General features: G+C 43.6%; 30 protein-coding genes. 16 read left to right on the forward strand and 14 right to left on the reverse strand.

Annotated elements, in window-relative coordinates; all coding sequences use genetic code 11:
* Positions 1-116 precede the first annotated feature (116 nt).
* From ACJVC5_RS17930 to ACJVC5_RS17955, 6 genes are all read right to left on the reverse strand, one after another.
* Positions 117-818: a hypothetical protein gene (locus ACJVC5_RS17930; RefSeq protein WP_408096919.1), complete on the reverse strand. Its 702-nt coding sequence runs from the start codon at positions 816-818 to the stop codon at positions 117-119.
* Positions 819-903: 85 nt separating this feature from the next.
* Positions 904-1,575, reverse strand: coding sequence for a YggS family pyridoxal phosphate-dependent enzyme (locus ACJVC5_RS17935; RefSeq protein WP_408096920.1), 672 nt, complete (start codon positions 1,573-1,575; stop codon positions 904-906).
* A 2-nt stretch (positions 1,576-1,577) separates the two neighbouring features.
* On the reverse strand, positions 1,578-1,910 hold the full coding sequence (locus ACJVC5_RS17940) for a hypothetical protein (RefSeq protein ID WP_321391529.1): 333 nt from the start codon (positions 1,908-1,910) through the stop codon (positions 1,578-1,580).
* Positions 1,911-2,339 carry a type II toxin-antitoxin system RatA family toxin gene (locus ACJVC5_RS17945; RefSeq protein WP_408096921.1) on the reverse strand — a complete coding sequence of 143 codons (429 nt, stop codon included), beginning with the start codon at positions 2,337-2,339 and terminating at the stop codon, positions 1,911-1,913.
* A gap of 12 nt (positions 2,340-2,351) precedes the next feature.
* Positions 2,352-3,305, reverse strand: coding sequence for a class II fructose-bisphosphatase (gene glpX, locus ACJVC5_RS17950; RefSeq protein ID WP_408096922.1), 954 nt, complete (start codon positions 3,303-3,305; stop codon positions 2,352-2,354).
* Between the two features lie 65 nt (positions 3,306-3,370).
* Positions 3,371-4,087 carry a PilZ domain-containing protein gene (locus ACJVC5_RS17955; RefSeq protein ID WP_408096923.1) on the reverse strand — a complete coding sequence of 239 codons (717 nt, stop codon included), beginning with the start codon at positions 4,085-4,087 and terminating at the stop codon, positions 3,371-3,373.
* 78 nt (positions 4,088-4,165) lie between these two features.
* Between ACJVC5_RS17955 and pgsA the strand changes: the two genes are divergently transcribed.
* From pgsA to ACJVC5_RS17995, 8 genes are all read left to right on the forward strand, one after another.
* On the forward strand, positions 4,166-4,819 hold the full coding sequence (pgsA, locus tag ACJVC5_RS17960) for a CDP-diacylglycerol--glycerol-3-phosphate 3-phosphatidyltransferase (RefSeq protein ID WP_408096924.1): 654 nt from the start codon (positions 4,166-4,168) through the stop codon (positions 4,817-4,819).
* Positions 4,816-5,733: a phosphoserine phosphatase SerB gene (gene serB, locus ACJVC5_RS17965; protein WP_408096925.1), complete on the forward strand. Its 918-nt coding sequence runs from the start codon at positions 4,816-4,818 to the stop codon at positions 5,731-5,733. The genes pgsA and serB overlap by 4 nt, the downstream gene beginning before the upstream one ends.
* Positions 5,720-6,334 (forward strand): leucine-rich repeat domain-containing protein, encoded by a 615-nt coding sequence (locus ACJVC5_RS17970; RefSeq protein WP_408096926.1) that lies wholly within the window; start codon positions 5,720-5,722, stop codon positions 6,332-6,334. The genes serB and ACJVC5_RS17970 overlap by 14 nt, the downstream gene beginning before the upstream one ends.
* 226 nt (positions 6,335-6,560) lie before the next feature.
* Positions 6,561-7,025: a fimbrial protein gene (locus ACJVC5_RS17975; RefSeq protein WP_408096927.1), complete on the forward strand. Its 465-nt coding sequence runs from the start codon at positions 6,561-6,563 to the stop codon at positions 7,023-7,025.
* Positions 7,026-7,069: 44 nt separating this feature from the next.
* Positions 7,070-7,297, forward strand: a complete 228-nt coding sequence (locus tag ACJVC5_RS17980; protein WP_408096928.1) for a hypothetical protein — start codon at positions 7,070-7,072, stop codon at positions 7,295-7,297.
* A gap of 110 nt (positions 7,298-7,407) precedes the next feature.
* The gene (locus ACJVC5_RS17985; RefSeq protein ID WP_408096929.1) at positions 7,408-8,037 is read left to right on the forward strand and encodes a fimbrial biogenesis chaperone; all 630 of its coding nucleotides are present in this window, start codon (positions 7,408-7,410) and stop codon (positions 8,035-8,037) included.
* Positions 8,030-10,408, forward strand: a complete 2,379-nt coding sequence (locus ACJVC5_RS17990) for a fimbria/pilus outer membrane usher protein (RefSeq protein ID WP_408096930.1) — start codon at positions 8,030-8,032, stop codon at positions 10,406-10,408. The genes ACJVC5_RS17985 and ACJVC5_RS17990 overlap by 8 nt, the downstream gene beginning before the upstream one ends.
* Positions 10,405-11,328 carry a hypothetical protein gene (locus tag ACJVC5_RS17995; protein WP_408096931.1) on the forward strand — a complete coding sequence of 308 codons (924 nt, stop codon included), beginning with the start codon at positions 10,405-10,407 and terminating at the stop codon, positions 11,326-11,328. Before ACJVC5_RS17990 ends, ACJVC5_RS17995 begins: the two co-directional genes overlap by 4 nt.
* On the opposite strand, the gene ACJVC5_RS18000 is transcribed toward ACJVC5_RS17995, so the two are convergent.
* From ACJVC5_RS18000 to ACJVC5_RS18015, 4 genes are all read right to left on the reverse strand, one after another.
* Positions 11,325-12,281 carry an MBL fold metallo-hydrolase gene (locus ACJVC5_RS18000; protein WP_408096932.1) on the reverse strand — a complete coding sequence of 319 codons (957 nt, stop codon included), beginning with the start codon at positions 12,279-12,281 and terminating at the stop codon, positions 11,325-11,327. The two genes, ACJVC5_RS17995 and ACJVC5_RS18000, sit on opposite strands and share 4 nt — an antisense overlap.
* Before the next feature lie 47 nt (positions 12,282-12,328).
* A complete protein-coding gene (locus ACJVC5_RS18005; protein ID WP_408096933.1) occupies positions 12,329-14,719 on the reverse strand; it encodes an ATP-dependent Clp protease ATP-binding subunit in 2,391 nt (796 codons plus the stop codon).
* A gap of 75 nt (positions 14,720-14,794) precedes the next feature.
* Positions 14,795-15,799, reverse strand: coding sequence for a small ribosomal subunit Rsm22 family protein (locus ACJVC5_RS18010; RefSeq protein WP_408096934.1), 1,005 nt, complete (start codon positions 15,797-15,799; stop codon positions 14,795-14,797).
* Positions 15,800-16,123, reverse strand: a complete 324-nt coding sequence (locus ACJVC5_RS18015; protein WP_408096935.1) for a hypothetical protein — start codon at positions 16,121-16,123, stop codon at positions 15,800-15,802.
* Positions 16,124-16,300: 177 nt separating this feature from the next.
* On the opposite strand from ACJVC5_RS18015, the gene ACJVC5_RS18020 reads away from it, so the two are divergent.
* The 4 genes from ACJVC5_RS18020 (at position 16,301) to ACJVC5_RS18035 (ending at position 18,582) form a co-directional block, all read left to right on the forward strand.
* The gene (locus ACJVC5_RS18020) at positions 16,301-16,951 is read left to right on the forward strand and encodes a hypothetical protein (protein ID WP_408096936.1); all 651 of its coding nucleotides are present in this window, start codon (positions 16,301-16,303) and stop codon (positions 16,949-16,951) included.
* Positions 16,952-17,062: 111 nt separating this feature from the next.
* Positions 17,063-17,776, forward strand: a complete 714-nt coding sequence (locus tag ACJVC5_RS18025; RefSeq protein WP_408096937.1) for a Crp/Fnr family transcriptional regulator — start codon at positions 17,063-17,065, stop codon at positions 17,774-17,776.
* 44 nt (positions 17,777-17,820) lie between these two features.
* Positions 17,821-18,153 (forward strand): hypothetical protein, encoded by a 333-nt coding sequence (locus ACJVC5_RS18030; protein ID WP_408096938.1) that lies wholly within the window; start codon positions 17,821-17,823, stop codon positions 18,151-18,153.
* 84 nt (positions 18,154-18,237) lie between these two features.
* Positions 18,238-18,582, forward strand: coding sequence for a potassium channel family protein (locus ACJVC5_RS18035; RefSeq protein WP_408096939.1), 345 nt, complete (start codon positions 18,238-18,240; stop codon positions 18,580-18,582).
* Here the strand turns inward: ACJVC5_RS18035 and ACJVC5_RS18040 are convergent, their stop codons facing one another.
* Positions 18,583-19,008 carry a VOC family protein gene (locus ACJVC5_RS18040; RefSeq protein WP_408096940.1) on the reverse strand — a complete coding sequence of 142 codons (426 nt, stop codon included), beginning with the start codon at positions 19,006-19,008 and terminating at the stop codon, positions 18,583-18,585.
* Between the two features lie 123 nt (positions 19,009-19,131).
* Here ACJVC5_RS18040 and ACJVC5_RS18045 point away from each other — a divergent pair, with 123 nt between their 5' ends.
* Positions 19,132-19,560, forward strand: coding sequence for a GNAT family N-acetyltransferase (locus tag ACJVC5_RS18045; RefSeq protein WP_408096941.1), 429 nt, complete (start codon positions 19,132-19,134; stop codon positions 19,558-19,560).
* 28 nt (positions 19,561-19,588) lie between these two features.
* On the opposite strand, the gene ACJVC5_RS18050 is transcribed toward ACJVC5_RS18045, so the two are convergent.
* Together ACJVC5_RS18050 and ACJVC5_RS18055 are read right to left on the reverse strand one after the other, a co-directional pair.
* Positions 19,589-20,584: an extracellular solute-binding protein gene (locus ACJVC5_RS18050; protein ID WP_408096942.1), complete on the reverse strand. Its 996-nt coding sequence runs from the start codon at positions 20,582-20,584 to the stop codon at positions 19,589-19,591.
* 175 nt (positions 20,585-20,759) lie between these two features.
* The gene (locus ACJVC5_RS18055; RefSeq protein WP_408096943.1) at positions 20,760-22,037 is read right to left on the reverse strand and encodes a citrate synthase; all 1,278 of its coding nucleotides are present in this window, start codon (positions 22,035-22,037) and stop codon (positions 20,760-20,762) included.
* A gap of 349 nt (positions 22,038-22,386) precedes the next feature.
* Here ACJVC5_RS18055 and ACJVC5_RS18060 point away from each other — a divergent pair, with 349 nt between their 5' ends.
* The 3 genes from ACJVC5_RS18060 to ACJVC5_RS18070 all read left to right on the forward strand — a co-directional run bounded on the left by ACJVC5_RS18060 (position 22,387) and on the right by ACJVC5_RS18070 (position 25,119).
* Positions 22,387-23,529, forward strand: a complete 1,143-nt coding sequence (locus tag ACJVC5_RS18060) for a hypothetical protein (RefSeq protein ID WP_408096944.1) — start codon at positions 22,387-22,389, stop codon at positions 23,527-23,529.
* A gap of 91 nt (positions 23,530-23,620) precedes the next feature.
* Complete coding sequence (gene sfsA / locus ACJVC5_RS18065) at positions 23,621-24,319, forward strand: DNA/RNA nuclease SfsA (protein WP_408099255.1); 699 nt, start codon at positions 23,621-23,623, stop codon at positions 24,317-24,319.
* 2 nt (positions 24,320-24,321) lie between these two features.
* Positions 24,322-25,119 (forward strand): hypothetical protein, encoded by a 798-nt coding sequence (locus ACJVC5_RS18070; protein ID WP_408096945.1) that lies wholly within the window; start codon positions 24,322-24,324, stop codon positions 25,117-25,119.
* 46 nt (positions 25,120-25,165) lie between these two features.
* Here ACJVC5_RS18070 and ACJVC5_RS18075 read toward each other — a convergent pair whose 3' ends face one another.
* Complete coding sequence (locus tag ACJVC5_RS18075; RefSeq protein WP_408096946.1) at positions 25,166-25,732, reverse strand: hypothetical protein; 567 nt, start codon at positions 25,730-25,732, stop codon at positions 25,166-25,168.
* Positions 25,733-25,751: the final 19 nt, after the last annotated feature.

Genomic DNA, 25,751 nt, shown 5'->3' on the forward strand with positions numbered 1-25,751 from the left:
ATCTAAATAATCCTGAATGGCGGGGGTTGTCTAAGCAAAAAATTAGATCGTTCCTAGCGAGAAAATACCGTAGAAAATTTACAGGAAAGCATTAGTAATTCTTATAGGTTTTGGGACTAAATCCCAAGCGCCAGACCTGTTTTATTCCCCTGGACTTGGCTTGGGCGAGCGTTAACTAACCCTTCCAGAAATGACAAGGCAGCGCGAGCGTCTACTGGTGCTTGGTATTTACCAGAAACCTCAAGAAGACAAACATCACGGAATTTCCAAACCTCTATTGAAGGCTTCTTCGTTAAAGGACTTTTTTGCGCTTGGGCGGGAGTCATTTTAAGCTTCCAGCTAGTTGAGGCCACATCAACCCGACGAAGATTATTAAGATCAGGAAGCTGAACTCTTACCATGCGAGCAAGATCAGCGTGCTCGGGCAGTAATTCACTTCCAGGAGCTTTAAATGAGCATGAATAAGAATAACTAGGCCCATAGTTCACATCTTCTTCACACTTAAACTCTCCCCGAGGAGAAGCTGAGAGCGCTCGATAGATGGTTTCATCAACGGAGAAATTGCCTTTCGAACGGTATTTAAGAGTTAATTCATCAGAGGTCTCGGAACGGATATAACGAAGAATAATTCCACGCTCATCAAGCTCTTTCCTTCCCTTTTCAAAGAATGAAATCATCTCTCGTTCTTCTTTTTCGCGAGGAATACTTTCAAGAACATTACATGGGTAGAGAATTTTGGCCTCACCCTGAGATATGAACGAAACCTGTGAAAATACAGGAGCTGACAGGAACAGAGTTAAGAACAGGAAATGTTTCATAACCAAGACGTTATCAAAAAGAATGCAGGAAATGAAAGTTATGGTTTGGTTAGGGGAAAAAATACAACCGTAGGGAGATAACCCCTCAGAACATCATAGTTCCAAGACGGATCCAGCTCGATTTTTCTTCGAGTGCGATTTGATAGTCCTGGCTCATTCCCATGCTGGTTTCAAGCTTGATATTGAATTCGCTCTGAAGTTTTTCTTTCTCTACCTGAAGTTCTTGAAAGCAACGACGAGCTTCTGCCTCAAAGTTCTCGGTACGAAGAGTTCCCATGGTCATGAGCCCGCGAAGTTTAAGTTTCTCAGATTTAAGAATGAATTCAGCGGCCTCAACCAGTTCGGTATAAGTCTCAAAACCAGATTTCTCTTCTTCTTTCGAAGTATTGAATTGAAGAAAAATATCAATCGGATGACGGAGCTTGTCCTGACCCTTAACCAGACGATCCACTAAATGAAGGTCATGAACCGAATGAATGGCCCGGAGATTAGAGATCTTAAACAGTGTATTCACTTTATTGGTCTGAAGATGACCGATCATATGCCAACGGATATCAGGACACGTCTTGGCCAGATCACGGGCCTTGTCCTCTAGCTCCTGAACACGGTTCTCACCGAAGTCACGATGACCGAGATCATAGTACGCTTGAATTTCTTCCAGAGTTCTTGTCTTAGAAACAATTAACAGATTGGTATGAGCAGAAAGCTTCGAGTTGATGGATTTAAGCTTTTCAGCGTAGAGCGCCTTATTGATCAAGCCTATTCCTCTTCGCCCTTTCCTTTCTTTTTCTTCTTTAAGGAAATGGTCGCTTTCACTTCGAAGTCATACTTCTCGGCGATCTTATCAAACTCTTTTGAGATATCAATTTTATCCAGATAAGACTTCAATTCATTTTTAACAGATGAAACGAACTCAGACTTAGTGTTCTTTGCGTTCTCCACTAATCCGCCCACGATGTCTTTCGGAAGTGGCACGTCTTTTAAAAGAGCGCGCACACTTTCCTCAGTCATAAAGGCAGCGGTTACACCGGTGCTCACCACTTTTTTGAGGATGTCCCCGACTTTACCGTCTTTGTCCTTTTTCTCTTCCATTTATAAGCTCGCTGCTCGTTTAGCAAAGGCCTTCATATTGAGTGGAAGGTTGGTATTCACAAGAGTCTTCTCGATCATACCAAGACCTGGCATAAAGCCTTTAAGTTCAACTTCAAGTGAATAAGTCACTTCAGTTTTTCCACCAAGATCTTTCAGGGTCCATTTGCCGTTATTGATTTTCATCATATCGCCAGAAACCAGTGACCAGCTCACTTCAGTGTGGGGCTTGTTCGCAAGTTTAATCGTGTATGAGATTTCTTTAATAAGACTCAGGTTAAATGTAACCGTTGCACCTTCGGCTGATTCACTTTTAACTTCTACTGATTTCATTCCATCTACGAATTGTGGATAGTTCTTATAATCAACAATCGCTTGGTAAAACTTCTCAGCAGGTACATCAAAAATTTCAGTACGTTCAGCACGGGCCATGACTAATTCCTTTTAGTATCTTGGTTTCTTATCAAAATGGTGTTCAGCTCTGATATGTCTAATGGTACCAGATTCACTTCTCATCACAAGTGAGTGAGTAAGACAGCCCCATGGCTTGAAAACAACTCCGTCCAGGAAGTTTCCAGTCGTTACCCCAGTGGCAACGAACATCAAGTTCCCTTTCGCAAGGTCATCAATTTTGAAAACACGGTTGATATCATCAATACCCATCTTCAGAGCACGCTCAACTTCACCTGGGTTACGCGGCTTTAAAATCCCTTGGAACTCTCCGTTCAAACACTGAAGGGCCGCAGCTGCGATAACACCTTCCGGAGCTCCACCGATACCGAAAAGGATATCAATCCCAGAGTTCGGCGTGGCAGTCGCAATTGCAGCAGAAACGTCACCGTCTCCAATGAGATTAATACGAGCACCGGCAGCGCGGATTTCTTCGATGAGTTCTTTGTGACGAGGACGATCTAAAACGATCGCAGTCAAATCCGCCACTCGACATTTCTTAGCGTCAGCAAGGCGCTTCAAGTTTTCTGTCGGAGTCTGACGAATATCCAGCTTACCTTTCCCTTCAGGGCCGCAAGCAATTTTTAACATGTATGTATCTGGAGCATGCAGAAGATTTCCTGCTTCACCGATCGCCATAACTGAGATTGAGTTATAACCACCGTGAGCACAGATGGTTGTTCCTTCAAGAGGATCAAGCGCGATTTCTAATTTTGCACCTGTTCCAGAACCAACTTTTTCGCCGATATAAAGCATAGGTGCTTCATCACGCTCACCTTCACCGATAACAACAGTAGCATCACACTCAACTGAATCAAGCATGGCCCGCATAGCATCTACCGCGGCCTGGTCAGCAGCTTTTTCGTCCCCACGACCCATCAAACGGGCAGAGGCGATAGCGGCCATCTCGGTCACTCGTACAAATTCCATGGCTAAGTTACGGTTCATGTCATCATCCCTGTTAAAGTTTATCGAGTGAAATCATACCTTTTTTCACTGATTCCTTGAAGGGATTAACTCAATTGACGCAGTAGAAATGTTTTAGTTTCTGCTGGTAAAAGATCAATGGAGATGAGTCCGACCAGGGTTTTGATCCGTTCTAGCTTAGACACGTCTGCATTTGGGTCGATATTGAACACCCACTCATCCTCAGTGATAAGCGGAGTATCGACATTTCTTTTTGACAAAATTCGTCCAGTTTTTAGACCTTGGCCGTCTTCCCATTCCACAAAAGTCTCTAGGAAAAGGACCTGAAACTTCGAGATTTCACCATCATTGTGCTGCCACACAAAAAGTTCTACGGGTCCATCCGAGCGAAGCCAGTATTTAAGGCGGGCCGGGATTTCCAGGCCATCCTCTACTTTATGAAGGGGTTTAAGGCGTTTTACCATTTCTTCCATTTGAAGAAAGCTTTGAACGCGATCCAGAACTTCTCTTTTTTTCAAAAACTCAACGCCAATACGATTTTGTGTGCTCCACTTCACTGTTCCAGCAATATCTAGACTCTTACCAAGCCAATGAATGTGCCCTTTTAGTGCAGAGTCCGCAGCAAAATCGTGACCGTCCTCTTTCAATGAAAGCTGCATACCAGTGTGAGAAATATCTTTGATCTCATATACACGAGAGGTATCGTCGGATTTGAAAGTTAGATAACAGAAAGGGAAACGAGGAAGAATTCTCTTCTCATGCTTCTCAAAATCACTCTTAATTAAATTAAAACGTCGTTCCATGGTCACCTCATTATTCTCTTATTGTAGGTGTTCCAGTAATATAAGAAAGCTAGGTAAATTTTGTTAAATTGGAAAGACATGGAAAAGCTAGAAAACGATCTGGAAATTGATAACCTGCCAAACCGCCTGACCTTCTTCAGGATGCTCATGATTCCAATCGTCGTGTTGGCCCTGTATTTCACAGAAGACACGCCCCACTGGCTAATGCCTTACCAAGGGTGGCTGGGACATATCGCTTGTTGGATTTTTGTTGTGGCAAGTATCACAGATTTTCTTGATGGTTATATTGCACGCAAGCGCAACATTGTGACGGTCTTTGGATCATTTCTGGATCCGATTGCTGATAAATTTCTGGTGGTATCGGCCCTGATTATGCTCATGGGTCTTGATCGTGTTCATCCGATCGTAGTGATCATTCTAGTTTTGCGTGAAATGTATATGACGTCTCTTCGCCTGCTCGCCATGACAGAGGACGTAGATGTTCCTGTGAGTAACATGGGGAAATGGAAAACCGGAACTCAAATGGTGGCAACACCGATGCTCATGGTTTATGACGATTTCCTGGGCATTGATACCGCTTTTGTGGGAACCATTTTAATCTACATCGCTGCTCTTCTTTCGCTCTGGTCGGCCCTAAAATATTCGCTTTCTATGGTCAAAAAACTTCAAGAGAAACGGGCCGAGAAAAAGCGCATGAAAAAAGAGCAAAAACTTACGAGAGAGGCCACGTGAGTAAGTTTGTTCTCTGTTGTGTTTCAACGACAGCGATTAAAGAAAGCTTCCATCGGGAGCTGACTGATCTTTTAAACAGACATCATGCTCAAACTGAAAAGCACATTCATTTGTCCCAAGAAGGTCTTTGGGCCCTGGACATGCCAGTGATTTTTTCTGATCCCAATGATGCTAAAAATATTAAATTTGAACTCATCGACCTCTCCAATAAATATCAGGTCGACATGGCCCTCTTGCCGGATCACCCATCTCGCACGAACCGAAAGCTGATTGTTTTTGATATGGACGCGACCTTGATTAAGCAAGAAGTGATCAATGAGCTCGCTGACGCCAACAATGTTGGTGATAAGGTGAAAGAAATCACTGTGCGCGCCATGAATGGTGACATGACTTTTGATGAATCACTAAAGACCAGAGTTTCATTCTTAAAAGGGCTTCATCGCTCTAAGATGGAAGAGATTCTTGCTCGCCTGGAACTTAATCCAGGTGTGGCCAAACTCATTAAAGAAGTTCAAAAACTTGGCTATAAGACCGCCATTATCTCAGGTGGCTTTAAGTACTTCGCTGAAAGCTTCCGTGAACGTCTTAAAATGGACTACGCCTTCGCCAATGATCTGGAATGGGATGGAGATGTTCTGACCGGACGAGTATCAGGGCCAGTGGTGAATGCTGAAGAGAAAGCACGTCTTTTAAAAGTTCTCGCTGAAAAAGAAAATCTCACTCTTGAACAAGTGGTGGCCGTAGGCGATGGTGCTAACGACATCCCAATGCTTCTCACCGCTGGTTTTGGAATTGCCTTCCACGCCAAAGAAAAAGTGAAGAGAACGGCCAATCATCAAATGGGCTTTGGCCCCATGAGTATCATCCTCTACTTCCTTGGCGTACCCGGAGATCACCGAGATGAAGCTATATAAGAACCTCTCTTCCGCCTCTCAAGCTCGAGAAGATGTTACGGCCTTAAAAATCTCCGTTAAGGGCGAAGAATTTCCTTCGGAACTTTTAGATTTTCCCAATCTTGAAGAACTATATCTCGAGGGAAATTGCAAAAAATTTCCCGACACGGGGATCACTTGGGAAAAACTAAAAATTCTCTCTATTAAGTGGCCAGGTTTTACAGGGGACCTGAGTTCTCTCTTTCGTTTACCTCGTCTTGAGAATTTGAAAATCATCGAGACACCCTTAAAGACCTTTCTTCTTCCCTTAGGAAATGCGCCCGCTCCTATAAAGTCTCTCACCATAAAAGATTGCGGCCTAAAATCCCTTCCGGAAGAAATGGGAATGCTTCAATCACTCTCTGAGGCAAATTTCTCAGGGAATAATTTAAGTGCGCTCCCTCATGGTCTTTTGGATCTTAAATTTTTGAAGCGTTTAAATCTTGATCACAATCAGTTTCAGATCTTTCCTGATCTGATTAAAAAGATGCCTAATCTTTCTCACCTCTCGATTGATCACAATCCTTTCCCTGATGACGAAAAAGATCGCATTCAAAGAATCTTCCATATTTGGATCAATTGATCTTTTGTAAGGCCCTTTTTACCCACCTTTAAGCCATGCATAGAAATGTTAAGATTTTATTCACTAAGCGGCGATGTTTTAAGATGTTGCTAAACTTTTTGACACCATTTTTAAAAGTTATCCGTTTAACCCACTGAATTTGCTACAAGCTCCGCAAGAAGCGTCTGGCCTGCAGTGTGCACTAGTTGGATCAACAATCATAAAAGTGTCTAAAGGAGACCAATATATGAAACGCGCGCTTCTTACTCTTGCTGTAGCTACTCTTTCTACCGCTGCCTTCTCGGCCACATCAGCTGATCTTCTTTTAAAGGGTGTCGTGGCCCCGATTCTGGAAGTATCAATCGCTCACGAGACTTTGGCCTCAAACCTTCCTCTCGATCGCCAGGTGAATAACGAGAAAGTCGGGACAATCACCGAAAAATCGAACTCACCTACTGGTTATAAAATCAAGGCCCGCTCTGCTAAAGGCGGAAAACTGGTAAACTCATCTGATCTGAATAGCTACGTACAATACACTCTGACATATCAAGGAAGTAACGTTCCTCTAAATACTTCTGCGACTGAGGTTTACAACACGGCCAATATCCGTGGAACAAACTCGAAAGACCTGAAAATCTCGTACAATCAACCTTCTAACCTCTCTGCAGGTTCTTACGAAGATACAGTAACCTTCACTATTGAGACCAACTAGTACCAGACTAAAGTAATCAGCATTTATTCCGATAAGCCCGAGGTATGAAAACTACGCTCGGGCTTTTTCTGTTAATGATGTCCTTTTCAACCTCGGCCGGAACCACCGACTCACTTTTCCTTCGAGCAGTCGTTCCACAAAAGGTCTCAGTAAAGATCAACAAATATGGAAAACCTGAACTTCAAACTAACTCGAAACATTCAGTCGGAAATCCTCACCTTAAAACCATCAGGACCAGTCACTCTTACGTCGTAGCAGTTATTCAACCGTAATTCGTAGATTAAGATCTCCCTCTCACATATAATTATTAAGAAGGAGCTCATGAATGAACCGGATAATAATTTTTTCTTTACCATTTCTTTTGTCATTCACTTTTTCCCCTATGTCTCAAACCATTGATCTGGGTGAGAAACAAAAGGCCACACAGTACTTAATTGAGAACGACTCTGACCAAAAAATGGCCATCGAGCTTTCAGTGAAAGAACGCAAAATGGATGAGAAAGGAGAAGAGACTATTTCTCCCACTACGGAGATGACGATCTTTCCTCCACAGATCATCATCCAACCTGGTGACAAGAGAACCATTCGCGTGAACTGGATCGGGAAAGATGTCCCTTCAAGCGAGAAAAACTTCCGTGTGATTGCTGAACAACTTGATTTGAAAGTCGACAATAAAACGAAAAACAAATCCGGTGTGAAGATGCTCATGAAGTATATGGCCACACTTTATCTCACTCCGGAAGATGCACAGGCCAATCTCTCTATTTCCGCTTTTGAAAAGAAAGGAAATGAGCTGATCCTCACAATTGAGAACTCGGGCAATCGCCATAAGATTCTGGCCGAACCAAAAATAACTTTCGCAAGTGACGACAAAAAAGTTCTTCTTGAAAAAGGCGACCTAAACGGAGTTACAGGCGAAAATGTTCTTGGAAATAGTAAAAGAACTTTCGTCCTAAAAACCACAAAAGCGATCCCTTCAAAATCAAAAGCGACCATCAAAGTTAATGACTAAAATTCTTTTTTTGGTCTTACTAAGTCTCGGCGCTTGGAGCGCTGCCTTTGGTAGTGAACTCCAGCAATACGCCTATGAGGCCAATCTTCCTCTCTATGACGAAGACAATGACCTCGGAGACGTGACGGTCGAAATTGAGGGGGAGAAAGTCATATTCATTGATCGGGATGATTTAAAGAACGTTCTTCAAGATGTTCTTAAAGACGACACTCTGAGATCACTAGATAAACTTCCCAAGAAAGTTCGACCAGACATCCTTCCTTTTGCCGTGGTCTTCAGTCCGGAAGAGCTGAAACTTTTGGCAAGCCTTGGACTCGAAATCAAATCGCGCAAGAAAACTGATTTGGGCGTGAATCTCGAGGAAGAAAAGCGTCTGGCCCTTCGTCCTGCTCCTTTCGGTGGGGCCATCAACTATCGCTTAGAAAAAAATTGGGCCCATGAGGATCTCGGTGGAGATTACTTTGATGGTCAGTTTAATTCTTTCATGAACTTAAACTCTTTAGTTCTAGAGAATCAAACTTACTATCAAGACAACAAGGAGAATCCTTGGTTTCGTGGAGACACACGTCTTGTAAAAGACTTTGAGAAGAGTCAAATCCGCGCCCAGGCCGGAGATGTTTATCCTCAGATTCAAGGTTTCATGGCACCTCATCCAATGGGTGGGATCAATATCGCAAGAAACTTTACTCTCAATCCCTACCGCCTTCCCTACCCGACCGGAAACCAGAACTTCACACTGAAGTCGCGCTCGTTTGTGAAGTACTTTGTAAACTCAGTACTAGTGAAATCGGAATATCTTCCGGCCGGTAATTATACCGCCAAAGATATCCCACTCAATAACGGTCTTAACACCGTCTTGATTGAGGCGACTGATGATCTTGGACAAAAACAAGTCTTCGTTTTTCGCGCTTCATCCAGCATCAGTCTCTTAAACGAAGGTGAAAGCCGTTTCGATCTCTCTTATGGTGTGCCGTTTTTAGACAGTGCCACTAAGAGACAATACCTGGAAGGAGATGGAAAAATATTTTCAGGTTTCTTCCAATACGGTTTTTCTTCTCTCCTTTCTTCATCCGTTTATCTTCAAAATCAAAATGACTTTAATCTTACGGGTGCAGAAGTCATTAATGCCACGGCCATTGGTAACTTTACTTTGGGTGGTGCGCACTCAATGCTAGGTGAAATAGATGGGAATGCAGCAAGCGTTGGTTATCAACTTGTGACTCAAGGCCAGAAGTGGTTTGACTCTCACACGCTGGGACTTCGTTATGAGTTCCGTTCCGAGGATTTCAAAACCACTCTCCTGGATGTGACTTCATCTGTTCAAAACGCTTACGCTGCCACTTATACCGTTCCCATTGGAAGTCATATTACTCTTGCCATGGGTGGTAACTACGGTGACGTGAGAAACAATGATCTCGAAAACCGCTATGGGTATGATGCCAGTATGAGCTTCAGGCTCTTTAATCAGCACAACGTATCTGTTTATGTGAGCCGCAATCGCGATGAGTTTAAGAAATGGAATGATGTGGCCTATGTGTTTTTCACCTTCATGTTTCCTGAATCAAATAACTTTGTTTCGGGCCTTTACGATTACAACAAAGAAACAGTGAAAGCGACTCTTCTTCGTGATAACCAGAATCGTCTTTATAAGGCCCGCGCCCAGGCCATTGCTGAGTATGGAGCTGATAAACAGAACGGTGAGGTGGATCTTTCTTACCCAACTCCTGTGGGTGACTTCGGTGGAAGGATCACAGGGAACCGCTTAACAGAAAACAATCAGACCATTGGACGCGGAAGTGCTCGAATCAATTCCGCGCTTGTCTTTGCGTATGATGATGGTGAGTTTGGTGGAGGAATCTCCCGACCTATTCCCGGAAGCTTTGTGCTCTTTAAACCTGAGACTCGCTTAAAAGATCAAAAGATCGGACTGAAATCAACGTCACCATTTACCGAAGCTGAATCAGGTCTCTTTGATGAGATCGTCTTTAGTAACCTTATTGCCTATCAGTACCGAGACATCCAGCTTGATCCGACGTTCCTTGATCCGGGACGTACTCTCGTGAAAGAAAAGTTCATGCTCTACCCGACTTATCGTAGTGCACACTTAATTACACTGAGAGAACGTGGAGCGGTTGTTGTCACTGGAACGATTTTAAATGCTGACGGATCTCCTCTCTCACTTCAAGTGGGAAGTCTTAATGATATTCCGTTTTTCACCAACAGCGGCGGTATGATTTTTATCGAAGGTGTTGAACCAGGACGTTATGAAATTTCACTACCTGATCGTGAGGAGAAAATTCCAGTGTTCGTAAATGAAGATGATAAGGGCATGAAAAATCTTGGCACAATCCAATTGAAGGATGAACGATGAAAAGAATCTTAGGGATGATGGGTCTTTTACTCTCTCTCACAGTTTTGGCAGATCCCGAGTGTGAGTATCGTCTCACTCTTTCAAATGCCACTGTACAAGTGACGGAAGAATCTCAAGTGGTGGAGCTTACCGCTTCTCTTTATCGAGGGCTAGATTCATCTGAAAGTAGCCGTTGTGATAATTTCCGGATCTTTTTTAGTAAGGGTCTCGCCAACTCTTACCAACGCCGGGCCTACACCAGTTTGGGCCAGTACATGAATTATAATCTTCATCGAAACAATAATCAGACGGGCATTCTGAAAGATTTTGGAGATGCCATTAACGTCAATGAATTCCTTGAAGGGAATTCACCTAGTCGCAACAATACTTACACTCAAAAATTTTACCTGGCCGTTCCTGGACTCTCCTCCACCAACTCAAAAGGAATTTACATAGATAATATCCAGGCGTCGGTTTACGCGTTTAAACCGTCCAGCGGAAAATACCTTTATGAGGACAGCGCCTCTTTTACCGCCTACTTTTTTATTCCTTCCAATATAGACGTCAGTCTCGTCGATGAGGGAGGTACATTTGATGTCACATCAACCTCTAAGGTCATCGACTTCGGAAATCTTGAAAAGGGCCAACAAAAGGGCGTGGATTTAAGAGTCGTGTCGAATTCATCGTACAAGGTAAGACTGTCATCTGCGAATGGCAGCAAACTTAAAGGTCCCGGAACTTCAGTGGTAAACTACTCCCTTAAAGTAGATGGCGGCCCCGTTAGTCTTCCGGCCAATACACCGGTTGAAATAGGATCAGGCTGGGCCACCACCAGTGCGGGCGACAAGTACAATTTAAAGTTTCAGATTTTGGATGAGACCAAGGATCTTCAATCAGGACTGTATCAGGACAACATCACTATTACGGCCATTGCTAACTAGTATGAGAGTCCTTGTCCCTGCTCCAGAATACCAAATTTGTCTTCGGAGATTTTGTATTGCTCGCGGGCGAGCTTAAGGTCTCTTTCCGGTTCATCTATTCCTTCATCCGCCATTTGAAATGTCCCGTAGTGCATGGCAATTGAACGATTGCTACCGAGATCAATGTGGGCCTTCACGGCGTCTTCTGGATTCATATGGTGAAAGCGCATGAACCACTGAGGCTTATAGGCCCCAATCGGTAAGAGGGCCAGATCCGGAGCACCTAGACGGCTTTTAACATCCAGGAAATGTTTCCCATAGCCTGTGTCTCCTGCGAAATAGACCTTCGTCGCTCCACTATCCATCATGAAACTTCCCCAGAGAGATTCGTTTTTGTCCCACAGACTCCGGGCCGACCAGTGCTGAGAAGGAGCAAAAATAAACCGCAGGTCTTTGACCCGAACTTCTTCCCACCAATCCATCGCCTTTACGTTCTGAATCCCTTCTTTTAAAAGCAGGCGTTCATCCCCTAGAGCCACTAAAAAAAGCGGATGAAATTTTGCGTCCAATTTTTTTATGGTTTCAAGATCAAGATGGTCATAGTGATTATGAGAAATCACCACCACATCAATTTTAGGCAGAATATCTAACGGAATCCCCGGCTCTTTAACACGTTTAGGTCCGGCGAAAGTAAAAGGACTTGTGCGTTCAGAATAAACAGGATCAGTGAGAACATTGAGACCGGGAAATTGTAACAAGAAAGTCGAATGATTGATCCATGTGGCACTCACTTTCTCATCAGGCGCCAACATTCTTAGAGGAAAATTTTTAATGGGAACATTTTTGGGCCATTCGACCCGAGCGTTGGTCATTTTCCATTTTAAAACCTGCCAGAATGACTTTAAATCATTCTGGCCCGGGTTTAAAAACGTTTTACCGTTATAGTGATCGGAAGTTTTATATGTCTCAGACATAGATTCCAAACTTAACGTTATCAAGAGGAGACAAATCAGACTCTTCATTATTGAAGACTCGGTTGTTCCTCATGGCCGTTTCCCTCTACCACCATGCTTTCTCCATTCCAGGTCATGGTGATTTCGCCTTCAGGAAGACTGCCTTCCAAGATTTTCTTAGAAAGAGGTCTTGTGATGAGGCGTTGGAAAACACTGTTAAGCGGTCTTGCTCCGTATTGGAAATCAAAGCCCTGCTCGCTAAGAGCTTCATAGGCACGTTGATCCAGACGAAGTTGAACTTTCTTAGTACGTAGACGCTCATTTAAGTGTCTTACAAGCTTATCCACCAACTGCTTCATGATACGTTTATCCAACTCATGGAAGTAAAGAACCGAATCAATACGTCCAAGGACCTCTGGCTTAAAGTCATCTTTCGGTGACTTCGAGTTTGAAGTCATCATGATGATGGTGTTTTTAAAGTTCACGGTACGACCCTTATTATCAGTCAGACGTCCGTCATCCAGAATCTGGAGTAGGATGTCCGCAAAATCAGGGTGTGCTTTTTCAATCTCATCAAAAAGAACCACGCAATATGGTTTACGACGAATGGCCTCAGTTAAGACACCACCCTCTTCATAACCCACATATCCTGCCGGAGCACCGATGAGTTTTGATACTGAGTGCTTCTCAGAGTACTCAGAAAGATCAAAGCGCACGATGTTTTCCTCATTATCAAAAAGATACTGAGTAAGAGCTTTCGCAGTTTCCGTTTTACCTACCCCTGTCGGTCCTAATAATAGGAACGAACCAAGAGGACGAGTTTCATCTGAAAGACCTGCGTAACTTGCGATCAAGGTCTCGCTAATCTCATGCATCGACTCGTGCTGACCAAATACTCTTTGGTTTAAAAACTCTTCTAAGTGAAGGATATGGTCCTGCTTAGATTTAAGAATCTTTTCAACCGGAATACCAGTCTGACGAGAAATCACCTGAGCAATATGTTGCTTGTTCAAAATCCATGTATGAGAGAAAGCACCAAGCTCTTTCTCCGTCTGCGGAATAAGCATGTACTTAATCTTCGACGCTTCTTCATAGTTCTGAGTGCGTTCAGCGTTTTCAAGTTCAAATTTCAAACGGTCCAAACGGTTTTTAATCTCAGAAACTTTTTTAAGCGACTGGATTTCTTTTTCCCAAGTTGCTTTTCCTTCATCGAATTTCTTCTGAAGGTTTTCGATGTCTTTTTTAAGATCCGGATTGTCCTTGTCCATCTCTGCGTAAATTTTCTTCGAGCGAAGTTCTGCTTCTGTCTCAACCAGTTTTGCTGGCATCGCTTCTGCAGAAAGTTTCAACGCACTTGAGGCCTCATCAAGAAGGTCAATTGCTTTGTCCGGAAGGTTCTTATCCGTGATGTACTGATCTGATAAGAAAACAGCGTTATAAACTGCTTCATCTGAAATCTTAATCCCGTGGTGGGCCTCCATTTTTGAACGCACACCCATAAGAATCTCAACCGAATCTTCTTTCGAAGGCTCATTAACAGGAACAGAACGGAAACGGCGTTCTAAGGCCGGATCATTTAAAATGTACTTTTGATATTCATCAAAAGTTGTGGCACCGATACAGTGAAGTTCTCCGCGCGCCAGTGCAGGTTTTAACAAGTTCGCAGCATCCATTGCCCCATCGGTGCGTCCTGCTCCGACGAGCTGATGGATTTCGTCGATGAAGAGAACGACTTCTCCTGCCTTCGACTTAACGAACTTCAATAAATTTTGAATTCTCTCTTCAAAGTCACCGCGGTACTTTGTTCCCGCCATTAATGAACCCATCTCTAGGGAATAAACTGTTTTGCCTTTTAGAATATCAGGCACTTTCCCTTTTACGATTTGTTCCGCGAGCCCTTCCACGATGGCCGTTTTTCCGACTCCAGCTGGCCCCACCAGTACTGGATTGTTTTTGGCCCTTCTGCCCAATATTTCAATGACGGATCTGATTTCTTTAGTCCGCCCGATAACAGGGTCGAGCTTCCCGTTCTGTGCCATCTCGTTGAGGTTAACGAGAAACGTGGGAACCTCCACGTCTTCGGCCGGGTCAGCGAACTTAGCGTAGTCCACTTTAAGATTCGGGAAGAACTGAGGCAAAAATTTTAATAAATGTTTTTCCGCAACTTCAGTCTTGCCTTGTTGAACCGAGTCTCCTGAAGCAAGAGTGATCCACTCCTGTAGCTTAGGTGACGTGCGAATGTTATCAATGCTTAAATTTCCAGAGGTCCTCGGCAGAGTATTTAACAGTGCCTCGACTTCCTTCACATTATCCTTCATCGCTTTTGAAGCGTATGACGATTTATTCAGGATTAATCCATAAAGGAGATGCTCTGGTGCGAGTTCCGTATTTTTTCTTTTTAGGGCCTCAGACTGAGCGATATCCAGGGATCCTAAAACCACTTGATCGAATTTATTCATAATATCCCTCTCCTTGATACTTCGTTATCAAGCAAGATGGGGACCAAATCAACGTCGTCAAGTGTCAGGGAAATATTATTTTTGAACTTTGAGGAGTTTAACTCTTTTACTTTGATCAAGCTCTTTAATGACCTCAGTTTCGATACTTGCCCCTGCAAGAACTTCGCTCAGATCCTTAGATTCTTGCTTAGAGAGGTCACGTTTCATGACCTGATAACGCGAAAGCACGTTCTTGTGGCAAACTTCCCATTCATGACTGAATTTGGTCTCTGGAAAGACCCTTACCAGGCGTTCTTGAGGGTTTTTTGCTTGGAAGGTACGGGAAAAGGCCTGAACCGTTAAAGGAAGGAGTTTACGGTCTTTACGGGCCATCTGAGTAAGGCGTTCAATCTCAAGGTCATGCTTCACCTGAATAAACTGGTGACACCAGTTATCAGTATTCTCCATCGGACACTTTTCCGGCAGAGGACAAGGATAAAGAACGTTATAATCTTTTAGAAGCTCGTTTCTGATTTTGAGCATCTTTGGAAAAAAGTCTTTGGTCCCTGGTTCAATGAAAAGAACATGGTCCGGATTAATTTTTTTGATGTAATCCAGGGCCACGTCGGCGCCCATTTCATTGGCGGAGTGACCGAACAGAAGAAACTTTGGATTTGAGTTCGACCATTCCCAGCGTGAACCTTGGAAGAGTTTTTCCTGATAAAGGCCTTCCCAGATTTTCTTTCCCTGCTCTTTCATTAAGCTTGAGAGTTCGATCTGATAAAAGTCTCTCCCTGCCCCCATAGATTTCCAGGCCAGAGAAAAAGTCCCGGGACCGGCACCAAGGTCAATGAAGTCGCAATTTTTTAGCTCCTCCATCCATCCTTCCGGCATCCATTTAAAAACCTCCTGAAGCTTCGGAACATTGGTTGAAAGATAAAAAACCGTGTAGGCCGAAACCAGCCTCGGGTCTTTTAAGTAGTCGCCAATTTTGTCACGATTAACCGTGAACTTCTGGGAGATCTCTTCGATCGCCGCCAGAAGTTCGTGTTCAGAATTAAACTGATAAATGAGATGTGGTGTGAGGTCGCTTAGTTTCATTTACTGGCAAGCATAATCTGCGCGGATGTCTTGATCAACATCAATACAGTGCTGCTGCAATTTTCTTAGGCTTCCGCGGATACGACCCTGAAGACTCTCACACTCATTAGGATCCATCATATAGAAGAAAGCATTTTCATACTCTCCTATACGAAGTCCTTGAATAAAGCTCTGGCAATCAATGACGACTTTTTCTTGCAGATTAGTCTGTAGAATAAAACTTCTCTCAAGTTCTCCATCTTTTACCATTTTCTTTACACGGATTTCTCCGGCAATGGCCTGTAAAAGAGATAGGCCTAGGAAAGCTCCAAAAATGTATTTCATATGTTCTCCGATGAAGCCTCATCGTCAGAACCCCTTCCCTGGCTGAATTGATACCTGACTTTCCCTGACAGCCGGGCAAATTGTGCCTTTTTGGTTAAGACCTCATATTGTCTGACACCACTTGCTGAAGCGAATGGCCTTTTGTACAAAGGCGCAACGACAACCAGGGAGGCCCGAATGAAGTTAAGTGTTTTCACTCTTTTCTTAGTCCTAAGTTCAAATGTCTTTGCTTCTGAATACACCATCGAAACTTTCCAAGCTCCCCTCACTGAAAAACAATCCCGCATGCTAGATTCCGTCGTACCTGCGACTGTGGATCCGGGCCAAGTCATTGGCTGGGGACGAGATCTCGTGGCCCTGGGTGAGGCGATTTATGAACTCGTGAAAAAAGGAAAACCAACTTCACAAACCGAGTACGCTCCTATCAATGTGGTTCCTCGCGATCCTATTACTCGTAATTATGTTGAGCCCATGGAACTTGAAGACGCCAGTGATCCGATTAAAAGACGTTTTGTAGTGAGTGCGAAGAATGGTTTTGGTTCTGAGGTCGTGCGGGTTGAGTACCTTCTCCTCTTTCAAGTGGCAAAATACAATGGCAAGGGAAAATACATTTTGAATGCGATTGTGATTCCGAATGTCTCAGTTGGGTATGGCTTTGACTTCTCTTCCAAGATGAAGCTTGTGGGTATTGCCAATAAAGGTAAGGCCTCTGATCCCCTGGTTTCTATGACCCTGGATATCCATAATACGGTCGGCAGTATGGTAAGCGCTAAAGAGGCCCACTCTGTCATTACGATCACCGGTTTAGGACAAGTAACCTTTGAATAAATCGCTAGACCCCTTAAAACACTAAGGGGTCACACTTATTACATCAAAAGCTGATTTGGATCACTTTTTAGGCCGACGAGAAGTGGTATTCTGCTCTCACAGGAGCCGAAGATGAATAAGGTCAACCATAATATTCAGTGTGAAAATTGTCCCTCAAAAGATAGCGGAATTTTTTGTAAGCTAGAGCGTGCTGCTCTTCATGAAGTGTCTCAAAATAAAATCATGAACACTTATAAAAGAGGACAAACAATTTTCTTCCAGGGAAATCCTCCTTTTGGTTTGTACTGTATTTCAAACGGCAAAATTAAAGTCTACAAGACCGGAAATGACGGTAAAGAAACCATTCTAAGAATCGTGGGTCCAGGCGACGTTCTTGGCCACCGTAGCCTCTTTAGCAACGAAAACTACAACGCAACCGCGACAGTGATTGAAGACACTCAAGTGTGTTTCATTGATAAAAACTTCATTCATCAAGCGATCAAAAAAGAACCTTCAATTGCTCTTAATCTCATTGAAAAATTTAGCCGTGAGATGGGGACAGCTGAGGCCAGAAGTGCTTCCATTTCCAGCAAGAGCACTCGCGAAAGACTGGCCGAACTTCTTTTAAGTTTTACTCAGAGCTATGGTTCAGTAGAAAAGGGTCGCATTCGCCTGAATATTAAACTTAGTCGTGAAGAGTTTGCTTCCATGGTGGGTGCCGCTCAGGAAACTATCATTCGATTATTCACAGATTTCAAAGATGAAGGCGTCTTAGAGCAAGAAGGAAAGGTCATCTTCATCGTTGATAAAGAGAAATTAGTGGAAATAGCGAACTTAGATTACTGATCTAAGACATAGTCTCATTTTCCCTTCTCGTTTACAGTTTTAGGATGAAGATAAAATCTAGTCCCCTGACTCAAAAAGACATTTCTATTTTAGGCCAGGCATTTGAGACCCTGGTGTTTCCTAATGATTTTGATCTGATCTATGAGAATCATGTTCCACCTGCGGGAGTGGTTCTCATCGAGGGTAAACTTGAAATTCTTAAAAAGAACAAAATCAAAATGGAAATCACAACGTCACAGGTTTTTGGAGTAGACGAACTTGTCCATGGAACTCCCCTTCCTTTTGGTTGTAGGATCAAGGCCAATTCCAAAGTCATGCTTCTTAGCAAATCCTTAGTCCTTAAAAATGGGATAATGAAACTTTTTAACCTCATTTAACTGGAGGGCATTGATGTGTGTCATAGTTCTAAAACATTGCGTAGCACTTTGACCAAAAATACGCGTCACACTTAGGCTGCAAAAATGTGGGGCCAATTAAAAAACTTCCTAGAAGAAATGAGACTATTAATTTTTAGTCCCTTCTTCTTTTTCCTCACATTCATCGGAAATGGTTTTATCGTTTCCTGTGGCTACCTTTTTTATCACCTCGAAAAAGGTGTTAATCCTAAAGTGACTCATTTCATAGATGCCCTTTGGTGGAGCTTTACTACGGCCACCACGACAGGCTATGGCGACATCACTCCCGTAACAGACATCGGAAAAATTTTAAGTATCTTTCTTATGATCAGTGGTCTTTTACTATTCGCGATTTTCACCGCCATGTTTGCTGAAACGATACTGACCTATCGAAAGAATCAAAAAAAGTAACTATGGGATATCAAGGCTTCCGTCAGGCCTAAACGGGAATGCGCCCCAGGCCACTTCCCACATGTGTCCATCGGGATCAGTGAAGTAACCGCTATAGCCGCCCCAAAATGCTTCCTGAGGTTTTTTAACGATCTTACCACCGGCCTTTTCAACCAGGGCCATGACTTCGTCTACCTGATGTTTCTCTCTGGTATTATGAGCAATGGTAATCCCCGAGAATGCTGGGAACTTGGGTTCGCGATTGTCTCCGATGTCTTTCACTAATTCTTTGATGGGAAAAAGCGAAAGGGCCGTTCCGCTAGTTTTAAAAAAGATCACACCTTTGTCAGGTGACCAGGTGGTGGGAAATCCCAATGCCTCGTAGAAAGCCTTAGATCGTGTCAGATCTGAAACTCCAAGAGTTAAAAGAGAAATACGAGCTTCCATGGTTACCTTTTACTTTCTCCAGAGAAAGTGGTTTGACATTTCCGTATATTTTACGTATCATTCTTTTAATTTTTAATCAATAGAAAAGTAAAATCTTAAGTTTTACTTTCTCTGGAGAAAGTAATGAAAATCGAAAAAATGACTCGTGAAGATTTAGTTGAAGTTACTCACCTGGCCGGACAACTGGGCTATCCCAATTCGGTTGAGGAAGTTACTCAGCGCTTTAATGAAATCATGAATGATCCAAACTACGCACTCTTTGTTGCAAAAACCGACAGAGTACTTGGTTACATTCAAATCAATCATGAACCGAAAACACTTCTAATTGGACCTCGTGCTGATATCGCGGCCCTGATCGTTGATGAAAATTCGCGGAGTCAAGGTGTGGGCAAAGCACTGGTCGCAAAGGCCGAAGAATGGGCCCGGGAAAATGGAGTGCCATTGGTAAGAGTGAGATCAAATACCAAACGTGAGGCCGCTCATCGTTTCTATCAACGTGAGGGTTATACGTTGGCGAAGACTTCGCACATATTCACAAAACAGCTGAAATAAAAAGCCCCTCTTACGAGGGGCATATTCATTACTTATAATTTACGACTGGAAAAAGAGATACTGCTGCCGGAACGTGATGTGAGATCTCACCTACATTCGTGCGATCTTCTGCAAATCGTCCAAAGTCTTTTAAGATATCAATCATCTCAGCAGTCGGATTAACCGGATACTGACTGAAAGCTGCAGCAACCGGAGCTTGTACTTCGCGAGACGTGAAATATTCCAGAAGCATTGTTGCTTCTTTTACATTCTTAGCATGCTTAACAATGGCAATACCTACACCATTTACGTGAGCGCCAGTCGTTTTCTGATTCGGGAAGAATGGACGAACTGGAAATTGAGCATTAGCACGAATGAAGGCCGGAAGATAATAAGTGTTTGCAATACCAACATCACATTTTCCATCGGCCACAGCTTGAATCACATCGCGGTCACCGTTAAGTGGATTTACAGAAAAGTTATTCACCCAGCTCTGAAGAATTTCGGCCGTCTTCTGAGCACCAAAGTGTTTTACAAAGAAAGCACCAAGAGCTTCGTTATAACTATTTTTAGAAGTACGAACGCACAGGCGCCCCTTCCACTTAGCGTCCCCTAGAGCTTCATAAGTTGAAAGCTCAGATGGCTTCACAACATTCGTGTTATACATGATCACACGCGCGCGATAGAAAACTGTTGTCCAGAATTTATCTTTCTCCATTAAATGAGACGGAACTTGAGATTCAACCACTCTTGAATTGAATGGACGATAAAGACCCATTCTCTGAGCGATACCATGGAACACAAGATCTTTATCTAAGTGAAGATCAGCAGTTGTATTCGCACCTTCATCAGCAAGTCTCTTCGTTAACTCTTGTGACGTACCAGTCACGAAATTCACCTGAATCCCAGTTCTCTGAGTAAACGGAGCGAAGATCGGAGCAAGCTGCTCACCTGGATAAACGGAATAGATAGTGACTTCTCTGGTCTGTGCTTGAACAGAACCAACAGTAAGGATAGCGAGAGCAAGAAGTAGACGCTGGAACATACTTTGTCCTTTAAGTGTTGAGAGGTTTTACTTAAAGGAGTGATTACCAAGTGTTTGACTAAATGGCCAAGAGTTTTAATTGTCAAACAAATAGAATTTCAAAATGTTACAAGATCGGAGTTAAATTTCTTTCATAAAAAAAGGGCCCTAAAAAGGGCCCTTCTATTTTTCTTGATTAACGAGACTTGATGTCTTTGTAAGTGTTCTTCGTGTCACCAGTGTAGATCTGACGAGGACGACAAATCTTGAAGCCTGGTTGTTCAACCATTTCCTTCCACTGTGCCATCCAACCTGGAAGGCGACCCATAGCAAACATAACTGTAAACATGTTTGTTGGGATACCAAGCGCACGGTAGATGATACCAGAGTAGAAATCTACGTTCGGGTATAGTTTACGAGAAACGAAGTACTCATCTTTAAGAGCAACTTCTTCAAGGCCTTTCGCGATATCAAGAAGAGGATCTTTCACACCAAGAGTTGCTAGAACTTTGTCACAAGCAACTTTGATGATCTTAGCGCGTGGATCGAAGTTCTTATAAACGCGGTGACCGAAGCCCATAAGACGAGAGTTAGAGTTCTTATCTTTAACTTCAGCAAGGAAGGCCTCATAGCCTTTGCCAGAGTTCTTGATCTCTTCAAGCATTTCAAGAACCGCTTGGTTTGCACCACCGTGTAGTGGGCCCCAAAGAGCGTCAACACCGGCCGAGATTGTGGCGAAGATGTTTGCTTTTGAAGAACCAACCATACGAACTGATGAAGTTGAACAGTTCTGCTCGTGATCTACATGAAGGATAAGAAGAATATCGAGTGCCTTGGCCACTTCTTTATTTACGTTCTTGTCACCAGTCATCATGTGGATAAAGTCAGAACAGTAGTCTAGAGACTTATCAGATTTTACGAACTCTTTACCTTGAGAGTGGCGGTAAGCATAAGCAGCTACCACTTTCAATTGGCCCATAAGCTGAGCGATTGCTGTGTCTTTCTGAGCAGGAGTTAGATCCTGAGCACAAAGTTCCTCGTAGAAAGCTGAAAGAGAAACCATGTTCGAAGAAAGAACGGCCATTGGGTGAGCGTTCTTAGGGAAAGCTTTGATTTGTTGTTTGATACCTTCAGGCACGTCGTCGAAAGAAGCGATTCTTTCTTCGAAAGCTTTAAGTTCTTGAGCAGTTGGAAGTTTGCCGTAGAACACAAGGTAAGATGACTCAAGGAATGAAGACTTCTCAGCGATTTCTTCAATTGAGTAACCGCGGTATTTAAGAATACCCACTTCCCCATCAAGGAAAGTAATAGATGAAGTACATGCACCAGTGTTCATGTAACCAGAATCAAGTGTTACGAATCCAGTCTCGGCCCTTAGTTTTGTAATATCGATGGCCTTCTCACCCTCAGTTCCAGTGAAGATTGGTAGTTCAATTGTTTTTTCGCCTAGTACTAGTTTTGCCTTATCAGACATGGAGGACTCCTTACGCAGAAATATGAAAATAAATAGACGGGATTGTGTGACCGCATTTTAGCTAAATGTTGGCTATCTGTCTAAATACTCTTGATAATCACGTCTCGGAAAATAGTGGCAAAAGTTGAATCCGAGTTAAAGAACTGGTGCCAAAATTTCTTCCTCATGGTGACAAAACAGCTCCACTATTGCTCCATTCTGACGGCCCGCAAGTCTCATGCGCGAAGCGTCTTCTCGTTGTAATCAATGATTAAACTGAAATAGTTCAATGATTTCTTACTTTTGGCATTCTACTTGCTTTTATGACCTCACAATTCAAACAAGATGTTTGGGTATTAAAGGAGAGGGCATGAAAAAGGCTTCATCATCGTTTTTAGTTTTATTCTTCGCGGCACTGCTTGTTTCATTTCAGTCATTCGCACAAATGAGTGACATTGTGAGTGAGAGAGTTCAGCAAACTCTTAGACGCCAGGAGCGACTTCGCTTATCGGACCTATTAAGAGTTTCGCCATATGAAGAGCGCGAGATGGAAGTGCTTTCACTCACCATCATGGCCCAAAGCTATGTTGGCCAAAGTACCCTACAAGTTCTTCAAATGGGTCGCGCTATCGCAGCACCTCAAATCATCCGTCGTCAGAGCCAGGTTCGCATCGTTCTGCCAGCAAGAACTTCTCTTGAAGGAATCGAAATCCTCGCCCAGGACGAACTCTTTCTTGAAAGCGTAACTGCTGAAGTGCTTCGCCTTCGCACTCCAGTACCACCAACTTACCCTACTCCGTACCCACCAACGTACCCACAACCTGAGCGTCAGCCGGTGCCAAACCAAATGATCTCGCTTCAGGTCATGCAAGACGTGCGTATGCAACAGGAAATCCAACTGGACACTCTGGTAAGACAACAAATGGGACTGACTCTTGCCGGTGCTGAAATCCAACGTGTGATTGTTGAGGCCATGCCGCTTGGTTATGGTCGGGCAGCTTCTGTTCAAGTTGTTCTTAACAGCCGCTTAGTGGGTGAAGAGCGATTCCTTTCAACAACTCAGCAACGTCTTCCGCTCCTGATTCAGTCTTACGAAGAAGTGCGCACTCTTGGTCTTCTGGTTCGAGGGGACGCTCGAGTTCAATCTGTTTCAATCCGTGTGGGCCAGGTTCGTCCTCAGTACCCACAACAGCCGCAGCTTCCTCGCATTCAACGTGTGACTGTTGGCCAGGAAATCGGTTCATACAATGTGCTTGAGTTATCACGTGTTCTTCCTTACGAATCACGCCTCATCCGCTCAATCACTCTAGAGGCCCGCACTCGTAATGGTGTTCGTGCTGAAGTCGCTCTGGCAACTCCCTACCAAGTGCTGGGAACACTGGTTGTGACTCAAACACCGATGCGTCCGGTTATCCGACTGTTTACTCCAACTTCACCTCGTGACCTTCGACTTCAATCGTACTCACAAGTGCTGATTGATTCACTTGAGATCGAATTCGAAACAGGTTACTAGTTCCCCTCCAAAATGCTCCCCTTCGGGGGAGCAATTTATTTACAAAAAACTCCTCCCCAGCTATCGTTTCATTTTCAACCGGAGAATGAACGTGAAGTGGGACAAGCCTCTTACCGAAGCCATACTTTTAAAACGCTATAAACGCTTTCTAGCGGACGTTAAACTAGGTGACGATACCTTCACCGCCCACGTTCCAAATACCGGCAGCATGACCTCTTGTTGGGAACCCAATTGGAAATGTGCCATTTCAAAATCCGACAATCCGGCCCGCAAAATGGCCCATACCTTAGAACTCACTCACAACGGTGAAACCTGGATCGGGGTCAATACCGCCAACGCCAATAAACTCGCTCACTCGTGGCTTAAAAATGGTCTGATCTCAGAGCTCACAGGCTACTCAGTGATTCAACCAGAAAAGAAAATCGGTGAAAGCCGCATTGATTTTTATCTCGAAGGTCACCCGACTCTTCCTTCTTGTTACGTGGAAGTAAAAAACGTGACCCTTAAGCTTGATGGTATGGCGCAATTCCCAGATGCTGTCTCAGAGCGTGGCCAGAAACACCTTAAAGAGCTGATGCAGCTCAAGAAGGAAGGTCATCGCGCGGCGATGCTTTATGTGGTTCAGCGTGAAGATGTGACTCAAATGAGGCCGGCCCACAGTATTGATAAGGTCTATGGCGAACTTTTGGCCCAAGCTCACGCAGTGGGTGTGGAAATTCTTGTCTATCAATGTAAAATGGGAACTAGCGAAATAGGCTTTGGAAAATCACTTCCATTTCTATTGAGGTAAGTTTGCTTAAACTAGTTTTCTATACCAAAGATCATCGTTTTAAAGTGCGTCTTGCTTTACCTGAAGATGATTTCTCTTCATCGAAGATCTGGCAAAACAAACTAGAATTCATTGTCTCGGATTCGGGCCAATTCACGATGGTCTGGACCTCTCTTCTTCCGGATTTGGATCCAGAGTATGCTGAGTCCCTGGTGGAACTGGTAGGTGCTCGCTATCCTATCTCGCCTGACTATCAAACTCTTCAAGATCTTCACCCGGAACTTCCTTTTAAAAATGAACTTGGTGAATGGGTGTTCTTCGGGGGAAGTTTTAATCCCTGGCACGAAGGACATCAGGCCTGTTTAACACTCATGCCGGAAGATAAGATGTGTTTCATTCTTCCAGATCGAAATCCCCATAAGGAATTACGAGAACTGAGTCCGGTGGCCACCATTCTTGAAATCAGCGCTCACGCGAAATTAAAAAATCTTCAATTTATTGTTCCAACATTTTTGTTAGAACAAAAACAAAACCCGACCGTGAACTGGGTAGAAAAATTTAAAAATGATTATCCCACTCATAAGGTCTCGCTCCTTATGGGCTTTGATAGTTTTTCTAATCTTAGAAACTGGACCCGTTCAGAGGCCCTTCTTCCGCTTTTAAACACGGTCTATGTGGTCTCTCGCTTAGAAGATGATCAAGATCGTCGAGAGGCCCTGGATCATGCTCGCGCTCGCGGGCCGCACCTGAATATTGTGTTTTTAGGAAAGCATGAATTTGAGGATGTCTCTTCAACGGAAATCAGACTTCGCCAAAAATAGAAAGGGGACCGTTAGGTCCCCTCTTCTTAGTTATGTTAACTAAAGCTTAGTAACAAACGTCGTAACACTCGTACTGAAGTGAACAAGAGTAGTAGCCACAGTATTCAACGTAACCACACTCAGTTGTACAGTAGTAGTCAGAACCACCGCCGCCGCCGCCAGAGCCGTTAGCTACTGCGATCGCTACAGCGATAAGAAGTAGACCAACTGCTGCGTAAACAAGAACTTCACCGTTCCATGAAGCACCTGAAGAGTAAGAACGCTTCATAGTGTCCATCATATATTTAGAAGCTTCTGCTCCAGAAAGTTTCTGGATTGAGATCATGTTGAAAGCTGTTTCAAGATCTTTAGCTACGCGAGCATCTTTTACTTCAGTCTTAGCGAACTCGATAAGTTGAGCATTAGTAAGACCTTTTGATTGAAGATCACGAACTGTCTCATTGAATTTCTTCATTTGAGCGTCGTAAAACTTTGTGTCTTTTTGGTCCCATTCTACAGTGAGAGAGTAGTTAAGCTCGTCGAAAGCAGCTTTAAGACCATTGTTCGTTGCGGCCATTGCCTGAACTGTGAAGAGAGCGAAAACCATCAGCGATGTTAATAATTTCTTAAACACGGGTGCCTCCTGTTGGCAG

This window comes from Peredibacter sp. HCB2-198 (assembly GCF_045999315.1).
Classification (GTDB): Bacteria; Bdellovibrionota; Bacteriovoracia; order Bacteriovoracales; family Bacteriovoracaceae; genus Peredibacter.